The organism is Bradyrhizobium sp. CCGUVB14, from assembly GCF_024199935.1.
Classification (GTDB): Bacteria; Pseudomonadota; Alphaproteobacteria; order Rhizobiales; family Xanthobacteraceae; genus Bradyrhizobium.
The window spans coordinates 3225834-3244773 of sequence record NZ_JANADS010000001.1; the positions used below are offsets into that span (position 1 = coordinate 3225834).

General features: G+C 60.3%; 22 protein-coding genes and 2 pseudogenes. 13 read left to right on the forward strand and 11 right to left on the reverse strand.

Annotated features, from left to right (window positions below):
• The first annotated feature begins 363 nt into the window (after positions 1-363).
• Positions 364-537, forward strand: coding sequence for a hypothetical protein (locus tag NLM32_RS14985; RefSeq protein WP_254129718.1), 174 nt, complete (start codon positions 364-366; stop codon positions 535-537).
• Positions 538-1000: 463 nt separating this feature from the next.
• Here the strand turns inward: NLM32_RS14985 and NLM32_RS14990 are convergent, their stop codons facing one another.
• The 6 genes from NLM32_RS14990 to NLM32_RS15015 form a co-directional block, all read right to left on the reverse strand.
• Positions 1001-1159 carry a hypothetical protein gene (locus tag NLM32_RS14990; RefSeq protein WP_254129719.1) on the reverse strand — a complete coding sequence of 53 codons (159 nt, stop codon included), beginning with the start codon at positions 1157-1159 and terminating at the stop codon, positions 1001-1003.
• Positions 1160-1677: 518 nt separating this feature from the next.
• A complete protein-coding gene (locus tag NLM32_RS14995) occupies positions 1678-2205 on the reverse strand; it encodes a hypothetical protein (protein WP_254129720.1) in 528 nt (175 codons plus the stop codon).
• A 436-nt stretch (positions 2206-2641) separates the two neighbouring features.
• Positions 2642-3157 carry a ferritin-like domain-containing protein gene (locus tag NLM32_RS15000; RefSeq protein WP_254129721.1) on the reverse strand — a complete coding sequence of 172 codons (516 nt, stop codon included), beginning with the start codon at positions 3155-3157 and terminating at the stop codon, positions 2642-2644.
• A 125-nt stretch (positions 3158-3282) separates the two neighbouring features.
• The gene (locus NLM32_RS15005) at positions 3283-3645 is read right to left on the reverse strand and encodes a response regulator (protein WP_254129722.1); all 363 of its coding nucleotides are present in this window, start codon (positions 3643-3645) and stop codon (positions 3283-3285) included.
• A gap of 281 nt (positions 3646-3926) precedes the next feature.
• The gene (locus NLM32_RS15010; RefSeq protein ID WP_254129723.1) at positions 3927-5207 is read right to left on the reverse strand and encodes a DUF892 family protein; all 1281 of its coding nucleotides are present in this window, start codon (positions 5205-5207) and stop codon (positions 3927-3929) included.
• A gap of 470 nt (positions 5208-5677) precedes the next feature.
• Positions 5678-5878 carry a hypothetical protein gene (locus NLM32_RS15015; protein WP_254129724.1) on the reverse strand — a complete coding sequence of 67 codons (201 nt, stop codon included), beginning with the start codon at positions 5876-5878 and terminating at the stop codon, positions 5678-5680.
• A gap of 321 nt (positions 5879-6199) precedes the next feature.
• Between NLM32_RS15015 and NLM32_RS15020 the strand changes: the two genes are divergently transcribed.
• Positions 6200-7129: a Ku protein gene (locus tag NLM32_RS15020; protein ID WP_254129725.1), complete on the forward strand. Its 930-nt coding sequence runs from the start codon at positions 6200-6202 to the stop codon at positions 7127-7129.
• A gap of 39 nt (positions 7130-7168) precedes the next feature.
• Positions 7169-7771: pseudogene (locus tag NLM32_RS15025) on the forward strand (cell envelope biogenesis protein TolA).
• A 41-nt stretch (positions 7772-7812) separates the two neighbouring features.
• On the opposite strand, the gene NLM32_RS15030 reads toward NLM32_RS15025, so the two are convergent.
• Together NLM32_RS15030 and NLM32_RS15035 are read right to left on the reverse strand one after the other, a co-directional pair.
• Positions 7813-8109 carry a hypothetical protein gene (locus tag NLM32_RS15030; protein ID WP_254129726.1) on the reverse strand — a complete coding sequence of 99 codons (297 nt, stop codon included), beginning with the start codon at positions 8107-8109 and terminating at the stop codon, positions 7813-7815.
• A gap of 141 nt (positions 8110-8250) precedes the next feature.
• Positions 8251-8520, reverse strand: a complete 270-nt coding sequence (locus NLM32_RS15035; RefSeq protein WP_254129727.1) for a hypothetical protein — start codon at positions 8518-8520, stop codon at positions 8251-8253.
• 250 nt (positions 8521-8770) lie between these two features.
• Between NLM32_RS15035 and NLM32_RS15040 the strand changes: the two genes are divergently transcribed.
• From NLM32_RS15040 to NLM32_RS15065, 6 genes are all read left to right on the forward strand, one after another.
• The gene (locus tag NLM32_RS15040; protein ID WP_254129728.1) at positions 8771-9013 is read left to right on the forward strand and encodes a hypothetical protein; all 243 of its coding nucleotides are present in this window, start codon (positions 8771-8773) and stop codon (positions 9011-9013) included.
• A 235-nt stretch (positions 9014-9248) separates the two neighbouring features.
• Positions 9249-9704 (forward strand): Hsp20 family protein, encoded by a 456-nt coding sequence (locus tag NLM32_RS15045; protein WP_254129729.1) that lies wholly within the window; start codon positions 9249-9251, stop codon positions 9702-9704.
• A gap of 84 nt (positions 9705-9788) precedes the next feature.
• On the forward strand, positions 9789-10109 hold the full coding sequence (locus NLM32_RS15050; RefSeq protein WP_254129730.1) for a hypothetical protein: 321 nt from the start codon (positions 9789-9791) through the stop codon (positions 10107-10109).
• 216 nt (positions 10110-10325) lie between these two features.
• Complete coding sequence (locus NLM32_RS15055; RefSeq protein WP_254129731.1) at positions 10326-10499, forward strand: hypothetical protein; 174 nt, start codon at positions 10326-10328, stop codon at positions 10497-10499.
• Between the two features lie 331 nt (positions 10500-10830).
• Positions 10831-11688: a glucose 1-dehydrogenase gene (locus tag NLM32_RS15060; protein WP_254129732.1), complete on the forward strand. Its 858-nt coding sequence runs from the start codon at positions 10831-10833 to the stop codon at positions 11686-11688.
• A complete protein-coding gene (locus NLM32_RS15065; RefSeq protein WP_254129733.1) occupies positions 11689-12015 on the forward strand; it encodes a hypothetical protein in 327 nt (108 codons plus the stop codon).
• Here NLM32_RS15065 and NLM32_RS15070 read toward each other — a convergent pair.
• Together NLM32_RS15070 and NLM32_RS15075 are read right to left on the reverse strand one after the other, a co-directional pair.
• Entirely contained in the window at positions 12005-13108 is a 1104-nt protein-coding gene (locus tag NLM32_RS15070; protein ID WP_254129734.1) for a DNA topoisomerase IB, read from the reverse strand. The two genes, NLM32_RS15065 and NLM32_RS15070, sit on opposite strands and share 11 nt — an antisense overlap.
• A gap of 65 nt (positions 13109-13173) precedes the next feature.
• Positions 13174-13371 (reverse strand): annotated as a pseudogene (locus tag NLM32_RS15075) (DUF6496 domain-containing protein); the annotation flags it as partial.
• Between the two features lie 466 nt (positions 13372-13837).
• Here NLM32_RS15075 and NLM32_RS15080 point away from each other — a divergent pair.
• Positions 13838-14314, forward strand: a complete 477-nt coding sequence (locus tag NLM32_RS15080) for a DUF3833 family protein (RefSeq protein WP_254129736.1) — start codon at positions 13838-13840, stop codon at positions 14312-14314.
• Between the two features lie 9 nt (positions 14315-14323).
• Here the strand turns inward: NLM32_RS15080 and NLM32_RS15085 are convergent, their stop codons facing one another.
• On the reverse strand, positions 14324-15085 hold the full coding sequence (locus tag NLM32_RS15085) for an SDR family NAD(P)-dependent oxidoreductase (protein ID WP_254129737.1): 762 nt from the start codon (positions 15083-15085) through the stop codon (positions 14324-14326).
• Positions 15086-16526: 1441 nt separating this feature from the next.
• Here NLM32_RS15085 and NLM32_RS15090 point away from each other — a divergent pair.
• From NLM32_RS15090 to NLM32_RS15100, 3 genes are all read left to right on the forward strand, one after another.
• On the forward strand, positions 16527-16727 hold the full coding sequence (locus NLM32_RS15090) for a hypothetical protein (RefSeq protein WP_254129738.1): 201 nt from the start codon (positions 16527-16529) through the stop codon (positions 16725-16727).
• 738 nt (positions 16728-17465) lie between these two features.
• Complete coding sequence (gene ligD / locus NLM32_RS15095; protein ID WP_254129739.1) at positions 17466-18368, forward strand: non-homologous end-joining DNA ligase; 903 nt, start codon at positions 17466-17468, stop codon at positions 18366-18368.
• A 32-nt stretch (positions 18369-18400) separates the two neighbouring features.
• The gene (locus NLM32_RS15100) at positions 18401-18640 is read left to right on the forward strand and encodes a hypothetical protein (RefSeq protein WP_254129740.1); all 240 of its coding nucleotides are present in this window, start codon (positions 18401-18403) and stop codon (positions 18638-18640) included.
• The last annotated feature ends 300 nt before the right edge of the window (positions 18641-18940 follow it).

The window sequence follows — 18940 nt, forward strand, 5'->3', positions numbered from 1 at the left end:
CTTGATCGAGGCATGTGCCCGGAAGCCGGTGTTCATCCGTCTTCGCTTGGGTATGGCCGGCTTTCAAAGAGCTATCATTGCTCCACCAGGAAAGAAGATGTCGGCCGAACGCGGCAGCTCTCTGTCGAGGATATCTTCGATCTCGGAAAAGCCAGTTGAAGGCTGCGACTGCATTTGCGCAGCAGTCGTTGATGCAATGGTTCGTAGACCGATATTAGGTTCAAGATCCCACACGCCAACCGGCAGCCTAGCGACGAGCGCCGCCCGAGGAAAAGGACCGCTTGGCGGCCAGGAGATCGACGAGCGCAAAAGAAAGCAGGAACGTGCCGGCTCCTTGTCCGGTTATAGCGGGGAGGAAGCGCCGTGACCGAAATCGATGCCGAAAGGTTTAAGAGCAATGCCGACGAGTGCCGTCACCTGGCAGCGGATGCGATAAGTGAGGACGATCGGCAAGCATGGCTGCGCCTTGCCGCGGAATGGGACAAGCTGTCAGAACATGCGCGGCATTGCCGTGGGATATTTGATCGGTACGAATAATTTTGACGGGGATTGACCCATGCCTTCACGATTGAAGAGCAGTCGCCTCATCGCCTCAAGCCGTGGTTCCAGGAGGATCTCTACGATATGCGGTTAGACGGTTCGCCGTGGTCAGTCATCGCAAAGGGCGCTTTATGAACGCAGGCATATTGCGAGAGCCGTTACGCGATGTTGAAAAGTGACAGGACGCACCGATCATGTAATTTGGTTGACGCCGCTCTGACCGCGGCGAACCTCGGCCAGACCTTCTCCGGTGATTTCGTACCAGATGGCGCCGGACGGAGCGCGCGCGGCAGTGACAAGCTTGGTCTCGACCAATCGCGCAATAAGAGTGTGATCGAACAGCGGAGGGCTGGCCCACGGCTCGATTGCAAGCCTTGTGAGAAATTCGCGCTCGAGTCCGTTGAGCTCCATCTTCCCCACATGAGAAAGGCCCCGAGGTTTCCCTCGGGGCCTTTGTCGGCTACCGATTGCCTTGCTGCTGGCCACCCTGTCCGGGTTTGTCCTGGTTCGGGTTCTGCGACTGCTGGCCCGGCTTCTGGTTCGGGTTCTGACCTTGCTGACCAGTCTTGTCGCCCTGCTGGTTTTGCTGGCCACCTTGGTTTTGATTGTTCTGGCTCATGACATCCCCGCGTCGTCATTGACGGGAGCTGTCCAACCTTCGAGCGCAAGGCGCCGTTCCTGACGGCGACGCAGCAAACGTCGTGGCGATGCAACCGCTCTGTGCACTTTCGCGCGCGCGCAGGTTGCAGAAGGTATTGTTGCGGCAGAAGGCTGGCGAGGGGCGTAAGCGGTGCTTACCCGAGCGATGAGACGACCCCGGCTCCGCAGGGGAGCATAAAGCCGGGGCCGCCATGTGCCGTGTTTTGTGGGACCCGGCGAACAGCAATGCGGCATCTTACCGAGTCGTTCCTAGAAGTCTTCAGAGTGGCATCTCGGATTTAACAGCCGCGGCAGATGCTTTTGATTTTCTTTTCCAGCGCGATGTCGGCAGGGTCGCGCAGATCCTTCGTGGCTTTTGGTGAAACGGCAGTCGCCGCGGCAATCGGCGGCGCCTCTGGTGTTGACCGAAGCCGTTTGGGCTTCGCCGCCACCGATTGAAGACAGCAGGTGCCGACAAAGAGAGCAAGACGACGGAGGTCAGCAGTTTTTGCAAATCTTGCCCACCACTCGGTCGGTGCTGCTGTTCTCCCGATCAATCTTGGCGTCGGTGTCGCGCTGATCGGTGGTTGTCGGCCTGCCGATCCCACCTGCAGGGGCGGTCGTTTGGGCATTTGCCGCTGAAGACCCGGACGGGGTTGCAGTACCTGAGGCGTTGGTGCCGGGCGTCTGCGCGTTCGTACCGGACTGGTTGCTCTGCCCAGTGCCTTGCGTGATGCCGGGCTGCGCCGTTCCCGGAGCCGCCGCATTGCTTGCATTTGGATTGCCGGCTTGGCCGGCTGCCGTCCCGGTGGGGTTTGCACTGGTGCCGATACCGGCTGCATTCGTACCCGCTGTACCGGCAGCGGCGGCGCCTGCAGTGCCGGTGCCGGTAGACGAGGCCGCGCCTCCAGCACCTGACGAGGCCGAACCGCCGGCACCGCCGCCAGATGAACCGCCGCCGCCCTGGGCGAAAGCTGCACAAGGAAGAAGGACTGTTAGGACGAGAGCAAATCGAAAGAGCTTCATATCGCTATTCCTTTAGCGACCAAGCGCCCCCTCGGAGTTTCGTTCCTAACGCGACATTAGTCCTGAGGCACATCAAACAACGCATGAACGCGGTTTGGATGAGAAAGACGGAAATGGCCACTCCGGCGATCAAAACTTAAGTTCCTGAGACGGCACTCTAAGCGTTACCCATAGAAACCTAGTTGCTCCTGAATGAGCCCTGTTTCCGTCGTGACACTTGCTGCACATGGGCGCGCTTGCGACTGCGGCTAGTCCCCTGCCTTTGGGACCGCGTCGCGACCCGCGCCATAGCGGTGGTCACTGCCTGACGCGCATCTTCATGCTGGCTTACTGGACGAGCGACGGGTTACGCGCCAGCTTCGCGTCGCGCGAACGGCCCAGAGAAACAGCGGCTCCGCGATGTCGCGGAGCCGCTGAGTTTGATGCCGGGACGCTATCAGGCCGCGTCGGAGGCCTTGGCATTGACGCCCTTGCGAAGCGCCACCGTGTTGAGCTTGGTGTTCGCCGCCTTCTCTTCGTTCAGATTGGTGGTCAGGAAGCGCACGATCTCGTCGTGTCCAAGTTCTTCGGCCCACGCGATCAGCGTGCCGTAGCGGCACATCTCATAGTGCTCCACGGCTTGCGCATTCGCAACGATCGCGGCGTCCAGCACGGCTTTGTCCTCGATCTCGCCGGCGGTCTCGTCGGCCTCCTTGATGATGCCGTCGATGGCGGGGCACTTCGTGCCGCTCGGCTCCTTGCCGAGCTTGGCAAATGCCTTTTCGAGCCGTTCGACCTGCTTATTGGTCTCTTCGAGATGATTCTTCAGGCCGATCACGAGGTCGCGGTTGGTGGCCTTATCGATCATCTTCGGCAGCGCTTTGAGGATTTGCTGCTCGGCGTAGTAGATATCCTGCAGACCGTGGATCAGCAGGTCGTCCATGGTTTTGATGTCCTTGGTGAAGAAGCCCATAATCGATTTCTCCTCTTGCAATGATGGCAAGGGAACGCCCTACGGTCCTCGGGGTTCCGACCTCTTGCTGATCGTAGGCATTGGGCTCGGCAACACCGCTTCACCAACCGCTGTGAAGTAAAGAACTAGTACGGCTTCGGCCGGCCGCCCGTGACCTTGCGAATAGCCTCTACGATCTGCGCCGGATGGTACGGCTTCTGCAGCAATAGGCTGCCGGGAACGGGGCGCGGGGTGACCGGCGAGAAGCCGGTAGCGTAAATTACCGGAAGCTCGGGGTCGTGTTCGCGGCATCGCTCCGCGATCTCCCACCCATCGACCTTGCCGGGCAGCTTGACGTCGGTGACTAGGACATCCGCCACCTTGCGTCCGCACCAATTCAGCGCCTGCTCGCCGTCGGCGGCGTGCAAAACCTCGAAGCCTTCCTCGCGGAGGGCCTCGACCACGAACTCCCGGATGAGCGGATCATCTTCGACTATGAGAATGCGCACCTGCAATAGTCCTGAACGGCTTGAAAGAGAAACGAATCTCAAACTGCCGAACGTTTTTGCAGTTCCGGACATAACATGAGTTAATTACGGTGTAGACGGACACGGCGGAGACTTCGTACGACGTCCAATAGACGTAAGGCGGCACCGCAGCTGAAACGTCGGAGGCCGCGGGGATGCCGGCCCTTCAACGAATGCGGACGATCTCAAGAGATCGTCCGCATTCGCCTGCTGCATCGACCGCAACGATCTCGGCAGGCGGTGCCAGCTGGGGGCTGAGACGGCTACTCCGTTTCCCCGGTCTGTTCGATCGCGGCAGGCATTTTGGCCACCGACATGAGCGAGCGCGCGACCTGGTTCAGCAACTGATCGGCGTTCTCTTCCTCCGCCAGAGACTTCGACAGCAGGGCGACCACGGCGCTGTGTCGCAGTTGCTGGGCGAGGTTCCGAGCCGTAGTGTAGCCAGAGATTTCGTAGTGCTCGACGCGCTGCGCGGCGCCGATCAGGGCGAGATCCGCGGCGGCGTCCGCCTTCTCCTCGCCTTCTTCCATAACCTCCTGGCCCTCTTCGACCAGACCCATCATGCCCTTGCATGGCTTGGCTCGAGCCGTCTTGCCGAGAAGCTCGAAGCATTCGTTGATGCGTTCGATCTGAGCCTCCGTCTCGGAAAGGTGCACCTCGAACAGTTCGCGCAACTGATCGTGGCGAGCAGCCTCCGCCATCTTCGGAAGCGCTTTGGTAAGCTGCTTCTCGGCATGCAGGATGTCCCGGAGTTCGTCGATCAGAAGATCGCCGAGACCGACCTCGTCCATCGGCGGCGAGCTTTCGGCGACAATAGACGCCGCGGGACCCGGGTCGCCGGACTGGATGGCGGGAGATTCGGTGAAGACCCAGTCGCCGCCCTCGTTCCAGGGACCGCGGGTGTCGATCTCGCCATGGTCGCCGGCGCCGGTGGAGTCGTTGAAGAATTGGTCGACGAGGCCGGGCGTAGGCGCGATCCGCCCGATGCTGAGCGGCGGCTTGCCCATGCTTTCGAGCGCGAGCGAGAAGGCCTTCATGTGGGTGATCTCGCGGGTCATGAGGAACTGTAGCGCATCCTTCGTGCCGGCATCGTCGGTGAAGTTGATCAGCCGCTCATAGACGATCTTCGCGCGGGCTTCGGCGGCGATGTTGCTGCGCAGATCGACGTCGAGTTCGCCCGTGATCTTGAGGTAGTCGGCTGTCCAGGCGTTTCCTTGCGAGTTGAAAAGGTTCACGCCGCCGCCGCCGGCGATCGCGATCAAAGGATCGGCCTCTGCGGCTTGGCGGTCGAACTTTGAAGGCTTGAGGTGCATGCGGGCGAGCGTGCCGACGACTTCGAGATGGCTTAGTTCCTCGGTGCCGATATCCATGAGGAGATCTTTGCGGTCCGGATCTTCGCAATTGATCCCCTGGATCGAATACTGCATCGCTGCGGCGAGTTCACCGTTCGCGCCGCCGAACTGTTCGAGTAGCATGTTGCCGAAACGCGGATCCGGCTCGTCTACACGGACGGTGAACATAAGTTTCTTGACGTGGTGATACATGGAAGCCTCAGCGTGGCGGGAGGGATGATCGCCGAAAAACCTCCGCGCGAAAGCTTCGTTCCTAATGGCCGCCAGGATTCAAAAGATGGCGGCAAAACGATATTGGCCGAAAGGGCGTAAGTATCCGTTTCACTCGTCGGCTTACCGAGGAAACACGACATCTAAAGTTGAGGGAGCATCTCGTATCAGTGATAAACGACCGAGCGAAGATTATGACGACTTCGCAGTGAAGTTAGATGGTACTCACCCGCGATACGAGGAGACCCTGCAACTGCCGTTTTGACGAAGTTTAGACGGCGTTACTTCATCGCGCGCCAATAGCTCACAAGCGCGCGCCATTCCAGCGCGCCAATAGTGAGCGCGACCGCGACCGTGCCGAGGCCGGACATGAGTAAAATCATTTCCAGCATCGAATCACCTCGCATTGGAGCGAGGTTCCTAAGTATCAGAGTGTACAATTCTACCTAGGACTATTTCGGCGGCTGCAAGCCCGGCGACTTGGCCCAGTCGTCCAGATGGTTCGCAATGTCAGCCTGCCGCGCCTTCTTGATCAGCGCATCGCGCTCGGGCCCAGGTGGAAATTTCGCAGCCTCCTCTTCGACCTGCTTAGACCAAGCCGCCAGACGATCTTGAAGCGTAAGCTGTTGTTTGAAACGACGCCGCTGCAACATGGCGCTGCTCCTTTCCATCAGAGGAAGGCGGGAGCGCAATTGGGCGTTCTCATCACCGATGAAAGCCACGGTCCGTGCGGTGATAGTGTAAACTAACAAGGGGCGCGCCTGGTTTCTCCCACAAAGGTTAAGGCTCAAATCAGGCCACTGCGAAATTCAGCTTGGGCCACTGGAAGTCAGGCCAGCGCCATGCCGATATGGAACATCTAAAGAACAAAGCCGATATGCCCGGCAAAAGATTCCGGTGGAGGCCGTCGGAACCGGTCGCCGCCGTTCGTCTTGAATCCGGATTGCCGCCGCATGTGGAGTTTCTAAATAGTCATGGCACCTCGCGCCAACTGGAAGGGCTTTCTACGACTTTCGCTCGTCACCTGCCCGGTGGCGCTCTACCCGGCCACATCGGAGAGCGAGAAGATTTCGTTCAACCAACTGAACAGGCAGACCGGTCACCGGATCAAGTATCTGAAGGTCGACGCCGACACCGGCGATGAGGTGCCCAACGAGGACATCGTCAAGGGCTACGAGGTCGAGAAGGGCCAGTACATTGAGGTGACCAAGGAGGAGCTTGAGGAGGTAGCGCTTGAGTCCACGCGCACCATCGAGATCGACGAGTTCGTCGACCGCAGCGACATCGACCCGCGCTACCTGATCAGGCCCTACTATTTGCGTCCGGACGGCAAGATCGGCCATGACGCCTTCGCGGTGATCCGCGAGACCATCCGTGGGATGGAAAAGGTGGCCATCGGGCGGGTCGTGCTGACCAACCGCGAGCACATCATCGCTCTCGAGGCACAGGACAAGGGGCTCATCGGTACCCTGCTGCGCTATCCTTACGAGGTCCGGGATCCCGCGGAATATTTCGCAGAAATCCAGGACGTGAAGATCACCAAGGACATGCTGGACCTAGCTAAGCACATCGTGACCCAGAAGACAGGCCGGTTCGATCCGGACAAGTTCGAGGACCATTACGAGACCGCGCTGGTCGACCTCATCAACCAGAAGCGGGCCGGCAAGGTCATCCGCCCAGCGGAGCGTCCCCGCGGCGAGAACGTTGTCGACCTGATGGAAGCGCTGCGGCGGAGTGTCGGAGGCGAAGCGGCCGAGAGCAAAGCTTCCAAGAAGTCGGGCAAGAAATCGAAGAATGCGCCTGCCGGCCAAAAGGAAATGCTGCTGTCCATCGCTGGCAAAAAGCCCGCGAAGGGGGCTGCTGCGAAGAAGCCGGCGGCGGGGGCGCGGCGGAAGTCGGCGTGAGCGGCTGGACGCGCCTCGTCGTCCAGATAGGCACCTCGCATGCCCCGCAAACTGAAGACCTACCAGACCTCGCTCGGCTTCTACGATCTCGCGATCGCGGCGACGTCGATGAAAGCTGCGCTGGAAGCGTGAGGTGCTGGCAGCAATCTTTTCCATCAGGGCTTTGCCAGAGAGACTGATGATCCGGACATCGTCGCTGCGACCATGGCGAAGCCGGGCGTGGTACTGAAGCGCCCCGCTGGCTCAAGTGGGCGCTTCGGCGAACATGCCGAACTGCCAGACTTGGAGAAAGCTGGCGCCTCGAAGAAGGGGCGCAGGACCGAGCCGAAGAAGCTCGCTGTCCCCAATATCAGCGTCGAGGATGGGCGCAAGGCGGCGGCTGAGTTCGAGCGTGAAGAGAAGCGGCGGGATGCCCAAAGTCGCAAAGAGGAGGCTGCGCGCGAGAAGGAACGCGCAAGGCGCGAGAAGCTCGTCGCGAAAGCCCAAGGAGCGCTGGATGCTGCGCAGCGCGAGCATGAAGAGAGGTCAAAGAGCTTGATTGCCGAACGGGCCGCCATCGAAAATAAGATCGAGGCCGAGAACGCCCGCTGGGAAAGAGTGCAAGAAAAGCTCAAGGGGGCGCTGCAGCGAGCCCGCGAATAGGCTATCCGCCTGCGGGCGCCTAAGGCCGATCGCTTAGTAAGCTAAGCGCCGCCCGTGCGCTCGGCGATGAAGCGAATAACAAACTCCGATGCCGAGAGGGGGATGAACCCGTAACCGACGGATTCCAAAAGCTTCCGGTGAGCGGTCCTATCCGGTTCGCCCTCCCACAGTTCGGCGTAGGCAAAAAGGATTCCGGCTTCGATCTGGTCGGCGGTGGCGACGAGGCGACGAAAGCTTTTCGCTGCTCGGGCACTGCGGGCAACGGGCGAACAGCTCGATTGCCAAAGAGCATGCTCGAACATCTCGCGCAGGGTCTCGCGGACGATTTCGGCTTGCATGGTGGCGCCCCGATTGAAGCAGCACGCCCTGTATGATCCACCTCGACCAGTGGGTGCATTAACTTAGGTTGTGCGGAGCCAGAATGTGGTCTGCAACTTTCGTGGGAGTTGGGCGTGCGAGTTCCGCCATGTCCCCCCTCGTTAGATTTCGGTCGGCAAGCACTCCGGGCAGGTGTCGCCGATTGTGTCGAGAACATCGCAAACCTCAGCGACGGCTTCATCCGGAGCGAGACCGGGCGGTGGATCCTGGCGGGCTAGATCGAAGGCCCGTTCGCGCGCGTGAGGATCGGCTCGGTCCTTCGCCCAAGCGTGCTCCTCGCATTCGTGGATTGCACCCGCCTCCTGCAGCACTTGGATCGCCCATCCTCGCAACGTGCGGATCGCTGGTCGTCGTTGTTTGATCGTCAGCATCGAGATCGCTCCTGCTGAGACGAATCCGTCCGTCCCCCAGTTGGTTCCGCGCGATTAGCGCGGGCCAGGGATTCCGGAGCGGCAGAGCTAGGGCTTGTCCACGTGTTCCGCAGCGCCTGTGCAGAACCCCCGGACGGGCGACGCAGGTCGTGGCAGGACCACAGCAGCATGCCGAACATCGGCCTTTCGCGAAAGGAACTAGCGGACGTCCAGAGCGGTTCTCGATGGCGCGGCCAAGGGAGATGACAACATGGATATCAAAGAATCCTCAGCAATGACGGAAGCCTCCGGCCTGGTGAACGATCTCGATGGTACAGAGCTGGCTGCCGGCGCGAACGCTGGGAGGACCGCAAATGCCCGCCCGCTGGCGATGCCGACGCAAGACGACGTCATGCGCTGGGCTGATCACTTGCGCGATGTGACGGTGAAAGCGCCGCTGCGATCCCTGGTTGCAGCATTCGTGCTCGGCGTCTGGTTCGCGCGCCGGCGCTAGGTCTACTCGGCTCCTTCGGGCCGGCCGGCGAGTAGTAGCCGACGCCCGTGTTAACCATCGCGATTCCCTACGCAAAAAATTTGTCGGAGGGGCTTGAAACTTTCCTCAGGCTTCCAAATTTTTTTGGCGTCGTCACAAGACGATCGGGATGCCATTCGGGTCCCGCCTAACCGAGACGGGCACCGGTCGTGTCCGGTGCCGTTCGTAACCATTTTGCTCCCAGGAGGATCTGGCTATGCGCACTGTTGATTTTTCGCCCCTGTTTCGGTCGGCCATCGGTTTCGACCGTCTGTTCGACCTCGCCGAAGCCGCCCAGCGAGCGGGCGAGGAGACCTATCCCCCTTACAACATCGAGCGGTTTGACGAGAACCGCTTCCAGATTTCGGTCGCGCTCGCCGGCTTCACGCCGGAGGAGGTCGCGCTCACGGTCGAGCAGAACGTCTTAACGCTCGAGGGCCACAAGAGCGAGAAGGAGGGCAAGACCTTCCTGCACCGCGGCATCTCGGCCCGTAATTTCAAACGGCAGTTCACGCTCGCCGACCACGTCGAAGTCAAGGGCGCGAGCTTCGAGAACGGGTTGCTCGTCATTGATCTGCAGCGTGAGATCCCCGAGGCGATGAAGCCGCGTCGGATTGCCATCAGCGGCACCGCGCCGAGCAACGTCACGCAGATCGAATCCCGGGCGGCCTAAAGCCATTCTATAGATCAATGACCAGGCCGCGCGGGCCAGCCCGCGCGGCTATCCCTTCAACTCGTCTTGGAAATGGAGGAAGCCATGCGGCCGACGACCGCTTTTCGCGACAACGTTGTCGATCTCAACGCCATCGTCCACCCCGGTACGGTGTTCGAACGCCCCCGGGATGTGGTCTCTCATCCCACGCTCAGCCCATCTGAGAAGCGCGCCATTCTAGCCTCGTGGGCATCGGACGCTTCCGCCATCGCGTCGTGCCCATCGTTGCGGGCCCCCGAGGGGTTGAAGGCGCCTGTCACCATCGACGAGATCTTGGAGGCGCTCTGCGCGCTGGATGAAGGCCCCCGAAATCCGCCTGGCGGCAAGCCGATGCGCCTGCGGCCCGTCGACCGCGCGGCGGCCTAGGGTAGGAGGGAACGATGCTCGACGAGAACCTTGCCCACATCCGTGCTCACCGCAACAACATCCACCGCTATCGCAGTCTGCTCCAGACCCGGCTGTCGGACATCGAGCGCGACTTCATCGAGCGACGGCTGTCGGAGGAGAGTACCGCGCTGGAGGCGTTGACCTCACATACCTTCCCGGTTGCACTTGGCATCTGGCGACGACGGAGGCCGTGTCATGAGCGATGTGCGGGAGATGCTGATCCGCGGCAGCGAGAAGGTCATCGCCCACTACCGGCGGCCGCTCGCCGGGACCGATCGAGAGCGCGAGCTCTATCACGGTAGGATAGAGCGCGAGCAGCGGCTCCTGGAACAGCTTCGAGCCGGCATGCCGCGGCGCTCCGCAGCATGAAGCTCGAGATGGGAGAAGATTGCTGCCCAAGCTACGACATTGTGCTGAAACAGCGCGGGCGAGCCCGGTGGAAGTGGACTATATGCGGACCCGGAGGGAAAGTCGTGATGTCCGGCTCCGATTGCAGTCGTAAAGGCGCGAGCTACAAAGCGGGGCGCGCGCTATTCGAACTCCTATGCGTGAGTGCCTCGAGGGCGAAGTGTTCTGAAGGTCGACCGTCAGATCGGCTTTAGGAACCCTGGCCGTTGATGACCGGTTGTTCGCTTCTCGATCCTGCGAGGACGACGCGGATCCAAGAAGTACCAGTAGCATCAATTGAAGCGAGAGCGCGATGCCCGACTATCCAAAGCCTCCCTATCCAGGCCAAAGCCAGTCGATGCCGGGAACGACGGCCAAGATGAACCCTCGGCCCGATCACGGTGAGACGAGCTATAAGGGCTCCTGCCGCCTGCAAGGCAGGCGAGCCATTATCACGGGCGGCGACAGCGGAATAGGACGCGCGGTCGCGATTGCCTTTGCGCGCGAGGGCGCGGATGTCCTGATCGCCTATCTTGAGGAAAATGAAGACGCCAAGGAGGTCGCCGATCTCGTGCAGGCGGAGGGACGCAAAGCTATTCTGGTCGAAGGCGATCTTCGGTCCGCGGACCATTGCAGGAGCGTCGTCGAACGGGCGGTGAGCGAGCTCGGCGGTCTCGACATCCTCGTCAACAACGCGGCGCATCAGGCGACGTTCAAGGAACTGGCCGACATCAGTGACGAGGAATGGCGTATGACGTTCGAGGTAAACATACACGCCATGTTCTTTCTCGCGAAGGCCGCCGTGCCGCACATGAAGCCGGGCGGCGCCATCATCAACACGGCGTCCGTGAACTCCGACATGCCCAATCCGACCCTCCTGGCCTATGCCACGACCAAGGGCGCCATTCAAAACTTTACCGGCGGCCTGGCGCAGATGCTGGCAGAGAAGGATATCCGGGTGAATGCTGTCGCCCCGGGCCCGATCTGGACGCCGCTTATTCCCTCGACCATGCCGGAGGAGACCGTGAAGAACTTCGGCAAGCAGGTGCCGATGAAGCGTGCTGGCCAACCGGCGGAACTAGCGACGGCGTACGTCATGCTCGCCGATCCGCTGTCGAGCTACACCTCCGGTACGACGGTCGCCGTGACCGGGGGCAAACCCTTTATCTGAATGCCCGGCCTCAAGCATCCCGCGACGCCGGACGGCCGCTACTTCGTCGTCCGGGGAAAGCTCTGGCGGATGAGCAATCCAGATCTGGCTCCCGACGACAAGTCGCGGCTCTTAAAGCAACTGATGGACGCGCGTCGCGCCGTGAAGGCGGCGAAGGCGACCAACGAACCTGAAGCCGAAGCCGCAGCGCATCGATTGGTCGACCAGGCGAAGCACGGTTTGAGTGAGCGAGGACCGGTCTGGTGGAAGGACGGCGCGCCGGACTACAATCGTCACGCTGTCAAGAACACTCCGTACGCCGATTGGTACGCCGGCCTCAGGCGGTAGCTTTCAGGGAATCGAGACGCTTGCGGAGAAACGCAAGCACCATAATCTCGTCCGAGGTGAGTTTGGCGTACTGGCGCTTGAACTTCTGCGCGATCTTGGCCTCGATCATCCTGACGAGATCGCCGGACATGTAGGCGTTCAGGATCTCGGGGTGCACATAACACTTGCGGCAGATAGCCGGCGTGTTCCCGAGCTGCTTGGACACGCTCTCGATCGCCCCGACGACGTTGCGCTTGGCTTCCGCCTGGCTATCGTACGTCTTGAATTCCGCGAGCGCCAGCGCAGCCAGCACAGTCCCCGCCCAGGTCCGGAAGTCCTTGGCACTAAAGTCCTCGCCCGTGATGTTCTTGATGTAGGCGTTGACGTCGCCGGAATCCACCGTGCGCGGCTCTCCGTCGTCGTCGAGATACTTGAAGAGCTCGTGTCCCGGGATTTCGGCGCAGCGCTTCGCGATCGAAGCGATCCGCCGATCCTCAACGCGAAGTTTCCATTGCTTTCCGGATTTGCCGGTGAAGTCGAACCGCAGCACGCCCTGTTCGATCGCGACGTGCTTGCGGCGCATCGTGGTCAGCCCGTAGGACTTGTTCTTTTTCGCGTACTCTGCGTTGCCGACGCGGATAAGAGTCTTTTCGAGGAGGCTGACGATGGTGGCCAACACCTTCTCGCGGGGTAGCCCGTCCAGCTTCATGTCGGCGGCGACCCGGTCCCGAAGCGCCGGTAGGGCGGCCGCGAACTGGACGATGTGCTCGTATTTGTTCTGGTCGCGCAGTTCCCGCCACTTCGGATGGTAACGATACTGCTTGCGCCCGCGCGCATCGAGGCCTGTCGCCTGGATGTGGCCGTTGGGCGAGGGACAGATCCACACTGACTCGTAGGCCGGCGGGATGCCGATCGACTTCATCCGCCGGATGACCGCGGCATCGGTGATGCGCTTGCCGTCCTTATCGTAGTAGCTGAACGTCGTTCCCGTCCGCTTGCGTGTGTAGCCGGGCGAGGAGTCGCTGACGTATCGCAGGCCCTCCTCTGCGATGGTGGCCGCCACCTCTGCGGTACGGGCGAGAACCTCTTCTTCTTTGATGGTCTGTCGAAGCATCTCCTCGTTTTCCCCGGACGCATTCTAGGATCAAGGTCGTCAGTTCATCGGCTCACTACTTCTTTTTTTTTGGGTACTTTTTTGCCTTTTTTGCGGGCCTTAGAAAGGCCGATCGCAATAGCCTGCTTCTGGCTTTTCACCTTGCCACCCTTTCCGCCGCGGCCGCTTTTGGCGGTCCCCTTCTTATAATGCCGTATCTCGCTCTTGACGTCTGAGCCCGAGCTCTTTGCAGATCGACGCTTCTTCGTAGCCTTTTTTGCCATATTTCTTCTCGTTTCCAAGGTCGGAGGACGATCGGATTGCCAGCTCGAATTGCTCGAGAGGTGTCTGGCTAAGCATTCGATGCATCGAACAATCTTGAAGCAGGCAAGTTCCAAATGCATGGGCGAGCTTCGGATAACTAACCGGATGAACGTAGCCGCCTATAGGAACGCTGCCGGATGTTTCACGATTAATAGCGCGGAGAACCGCCATCAATGCGTCGCGCCACCATCCGGCTACACACCAGGCTTACGACAGTTTTCGCCGAATTCGGCGGCCTAGCACGGAGGCAGGATGAAGGCATAGAGGACTGGATGGTCGCAGGGAGCGATTGGCCCGCAGCGGGGCCAATGAAGCCGCGAGTTCAGACGCAGCATTGCGCCCTGACTTTTATTTAGCCGATCGGTCGAAGCTGAACTCTGGACGCAAATGCAAATGTACATGCCTGTTCGTGAAGGGATATGATTGATGTCGATCGAGGATTTCAAGCATACGGTCCCGGCTTTCCTTCCCGAGGAATTCTTTGTCGGGCGGCTGGAGGGATGGGCGGTATTTGAGAGCTTGGTTGGCGGACTGCAGAAGCGCGCAAGCATCAGCGCTCACGGCACGCTCGACGTCGACACTGGCGCAGTGTTGTTCGTGGAGACGTACGAGCTCGACGATGGCCACTCCGACACCCTCCACTGGACCATTCGAAAACTGGGACCGGGCAGTTACAGCGGCCTGGAAAATCGGTTGGAGGGCGAAGCCCAGGGCGAGCAGGCCGGATGCGCCTTCCATTGGCGGTACACCCGCGACACACCGCAGGCCGATGGCTCGGCGACAAAATTGAACTACGACGATTGGTTCTATGCCATCGACGAACGAGCCTGCATGGTACGCGGAAGCGCCGGTCGCGCTGGGCTTCCGTTCGCCACGGCGCACGTCACCTACCGAAAGATCTGACAGCCAGCGCTATTGCGGCGGCTGACCGTTCGAGGCGGAGACGCCGCCGTCGATCGCAACGTCGGAGCCGGTTATGAAACTTGCGTCTTCGCTTGCGACGAACGCGATTACCGAGGCTATTTCGTCCGGCTCGCAAACCCGGCCCAAAGGTATCTGCTCGGCCAACTTGGCGAGAAGCTTCCCGTCGTTCATCACGTCCGCGGTCATTCCTGTCCGTGTCAGCGTCGGACAGACGGCGTTGACCCGGACGCCTTTCTTGCCAAGATCCATTGCGAGTGCTCGCGTCAGATTGACGACCGCGCCCTTCGCCGCGTTGTAGGGGCTCATGGACCAATCCCCGCCGGTGCCCGATACGGATGTGGTGTTCACGATCGAGCCCTTTGTCTTTGCAAGATGGGGCAGAGCTGCACGGCAGCCAAAGAACACCCCGTCGACGTCGGTGGCCATGACCTGGCGCCACTGCTCGTTCGTGATGCTTTGCGGCTCGCCACCCTCATGAACGCCCGCGTTGTTCACCAGGACATCGAGGCGTCCGAAGCGCTTCACGGTCGTCGCCACCATCGCATCCACGGCATCGGAATCTGAGACGTCCGCGACATGTGCCAAGACGCGGTCCGACGGCAGTTCTCTTGCGATATCGGCCAACGCCATCTCGTTGCGATCGACGAGGACTACGCTGCCGCCCTCGGAAGCGAACCGCCGCGCGGTCGATGCGCCGATCCCGGACGCTGCGCTCGTGACGATAACCACCTTGCTCTCGAATCTGTTCATGTCGGCCTCCCATTCACGGGTGTGTTAGCTGCCCCCCGCGCCGATTCGCGCGGAATGTAGCGGCGGAGGTTGCGGGCGCCACCCCGGCACAGCGGCTGCAGCCTTTCGTTGGACGGTGGCCTCAGAGGTGCAGCCCCATGATGAAACGAATAGCGAAGAAGGCTCCGCCGACCACGAAGGCCGTGGCACTAATCGCAAACACTACCCTCCAACCCTCGTCCATACTGCCTCGCACATAGGACGGCCCCCGCTTTGGGGAGATGCGCTACGCTTCTCCGCGCAGCAGGCCGACGTGGCGAGCCATTTGGACGATTGGGCAAGGTCCCCGGGGCTTCAGCCATCAAAATGATTCCGGCCAAGCCTCGGGGTTGGCTGCTGACGGAAGGATGGCGGGGATTGCCGTGGCGGCGCGCAAGAGCAGCATCACTGAGACCCCGATCTCTTCGCAAAGAGACCCCGTATGACACGCCGCCACCGGACGAACGTAGTTGCCCAAACTGACGTCGACCTTACGACAGAGGCGCTCTCACGTTCGGACCTAGGGTTTCAGCTCCAGTAGAGGGTAATCTGCTTCAGGAACCTGGTGACCAAGGCTCTAAAGCAATAGCGACCTCAGCTCTGGAACGGTATGAGCTGAGGTCGCTTACGCTTCGGAACGGAGGCGAGTCCAACCGACGCCCGTCAAGGATACACAAGCATCTGCTTTGTCGTGTGCGTACTTTTGAACATTGGCGTGCGTTGGTCGAGTACGTGCTTTACAGCGGGTGAATCTTGGCAGCCTTTCCGACGACGGCGGTCATACACTGCTGATTTTCGATAGTCGGGCGAACGGTAAGCAAAGATCAATGCTTCTTCGATTTGACCATCTTAGAACTGCCGTGCGAGTTGGCATCAGTACCTGGACCGCCTTGGCCGGAACCAGTGCCTCCACTGCCGGAGGCGCCGGCGCCAGCGCCGCTACTGCCAGCACCTGCGCCGCTACCGCCGGCGCCACCGGCACCGCCAGCGCCTCCCGCGCCTTGAGCGGAAGCTGCGGCGATGGAGCCGAGCAACAATGCTGCGGCCAAGACAATTTTTGTAGTTTTCATTGCGGTGTCTCCCTTAGTTTCGCCGTACGCTAACAGGTCGCGTTGAATAGGCGTTCCTATTCGCGCAACGCGAAATAAAGGAAGGAAGTCACTTGGAAAGAGGTCAAAGCGTCACCCGTTGATCTGCTTGTTTCTGCGATGCGCGACGCTTCTCCGATCAGCAGATAACAGTGGGAACAGCAGCGCCGCCCACACGCGCGGTTCCTCGCAGTCCTAGTTCCGTGACTTAACATTTGGTGAGGAAACCGGATCCTCTCCCTGCTAGTTGTCATTCATCACAGAGTGGACCGTGGCTTTTATCTGTGATGAGAACGCTGATAGCGCTCCCGCCCTCCAATGGAAAGGAGCGCACCATGTTCAAACGGCGACGTTTCAAACAACAGCTTACGCTTCAAGAGCGTCTCGCAGCTTGGTCTAAGCAGGTCCAAGACGAGGCCGCGAAGCTTCCACCTGGTCCCGACCGCGACGCGCTGATCAAGAAGGCGCGGCAGGCTGATGTGGCCAACCATCTGGACGATTGGGCGAGGTCCCCAGGACTTCAGCCGCCAAAATGATCCCGGCTGTTCCTCAGAAAGAGTGTTCGCTGATCTCCCTTGATCTAGCCAACAACCAAGCTGCGATCGATCTTGCAGAGAAGATTGCCGTAGAGACCGGTCGCACTGTTACGGTTCGGAATGAGGATGGTGTCGTCATTACCACTGTCACGGCACCGACGAAGAACTGACCCGTAAATTTCTCAATAGACAGTGAGACTGCCTCAGTTTGCGACCAATCGGTAGGAACGACTCTCTCTTGGCTAGGTTGGCAATTCGGTCTGTGGCGCGACACCTGCCGCCTTCAGTGCGCGCCATCCACCCGGAACGGCCCGCCGTCTAACGCGCGTATGGCGGCGGCCGGTTCTCGTTACGAAGCTTTGCAAAGCGAGCATTGAAGTCGCCAAGGTAACGCTGCCTGCCGCCCGAGGTGCAGCATGTATGCCGGCCTGATTTTTAAAGTTGCCATTGTCGGCATGTATGTCTGGGCGACGGTTTTGGCCTCCATGATGCTTTTGAATCTCTGATTGCATCAGACTGAACAGACTGAGCCTGCCGAACTCGATAGTCGCCCGTCTGCATCGCCGTCTGCCATTCTGCGGCGGCATGCCGCTACTTTGGCGCTGCGCGGAGAACCGCGAGGTTTGAGCCGAATACCCGGCCCGATCTGGCAAGGCCTTCCTCGTGCAGGCGCCAATGAGGTAAACTGCCCGCCGTCGGAGCGAACCCGAGGGCGGGTACTTTTGTGAGTTGTGTAGAGTGGCGAAGCGTATCAGACCGGCGATGCCGGGCTTCATCAAGCCCCAGCTCGCGACACTCAAGATGAAGGCTCCCGCAGGGGAGGACTGGATCCACGAGATCAAGTACGACGGTTATCGTATCCAGCTTCACATCGACGGCGACACACGAACGGCCTTCACCCGCAACGGTCACGACTGGATCAAGCGCTTCTCAACCATAGCAGGCGCCTTTGACCTTCCATGCCAGGCCATCATTGACGGGGAGGTGGTCGTCGTCCATGAGGGCCGTACTAACTTCTCCGAACTGCAGGCCGAGCTCGCGGGGGGCCGTCAGGATCGTTTGCAGTACTACGCCTTCGATCTGCTATGGCTCGACGGACAAGACCTTCGGAAAACCTCACAGCTCGCGCGCAAGGAGTTGCTGAAGGAGTTGTTCGATACCCACAGCGTTGGACCACCGGCGCTTTACAGCGAGCATGCGGAAGGCGATGGGCATGAACTGTTCGAGGCTGCCGCGCGTCTGAACTTCGAGGGTATCGTCTCGAAGCGTGTCGACGCTCCGTACCGATCGGAGCGAACCGAAGCCTGGTGGAAGGTAAAGACGGTCCAGCGCGAGGAATTTCCCGTGGTCGGCTTCGTCAAAGATCCTACCGGCGTTGCCGCGCTCTACCTCGGCAGGCAGGATGGTAAAGACCTGCGTTACATTGGGAAGGTCGGGACGGGCTGGACGAGGACGAAGTTGGCGGAGATCCGGAAGGCTCTCGACACAGTCGTTAGTCCGAAGACGAAGCTCACAAAGCCCATCAAGAAGCCAAAGGCGACCTGGGTCGAGCCTACGTTTTTCGCCGAAGTCGAATATCGAGACATCACGTCGGAGGGCCTGCTGCGCGCGAGCTCCTTTAAAGGCCTCACCCGCAAATAGGAACGAGGACCGCGGCAAGTGGTTTCCATGTCATGTTCATGGGTAGCGTCATTGAGGACTCTTTCAATATCGCCTGGGGCTTCCTTGAGAGGTCAGGCCAGCTCCGCGGCGCCGAACCGTCCACCGAATTCCTTATTCGATTTATTGAAGAACAGATCCGCTCCGGCGAACGCCGACCCATGATGATCGCCAATCGCGCGATCGACGCCTACCAATCGAAAGCTTCCCACCCGACCTCGGTTGAGCGTGGGCAGGTTGTCTGGATTGCTTGATACGGCTGCCGCCATGCGTATCTGTAAGCGGCACAGCCGGAGGCGCGCGGTATGCTTGCGATCTCTGGAGCAAGGCCCGCGCGCACTTATTCCGCGGGGGAAAGATGAATAACGACGATCGCGTGTCGCTGCTTTGTCTGGTCGACCTCGGAATAGCGCTGTCGCTCGCCGGTCTCATCGTTCGGATATTGATGTTCGTGGCAAGATCAATATGAGCCAAGTCAAGCGCCCTCTGTCGCGATCTAGGTCGGGCCTACAGCCGTAAGTCACTGGCGACGAGCTTCTAGTATGCTCGACTTC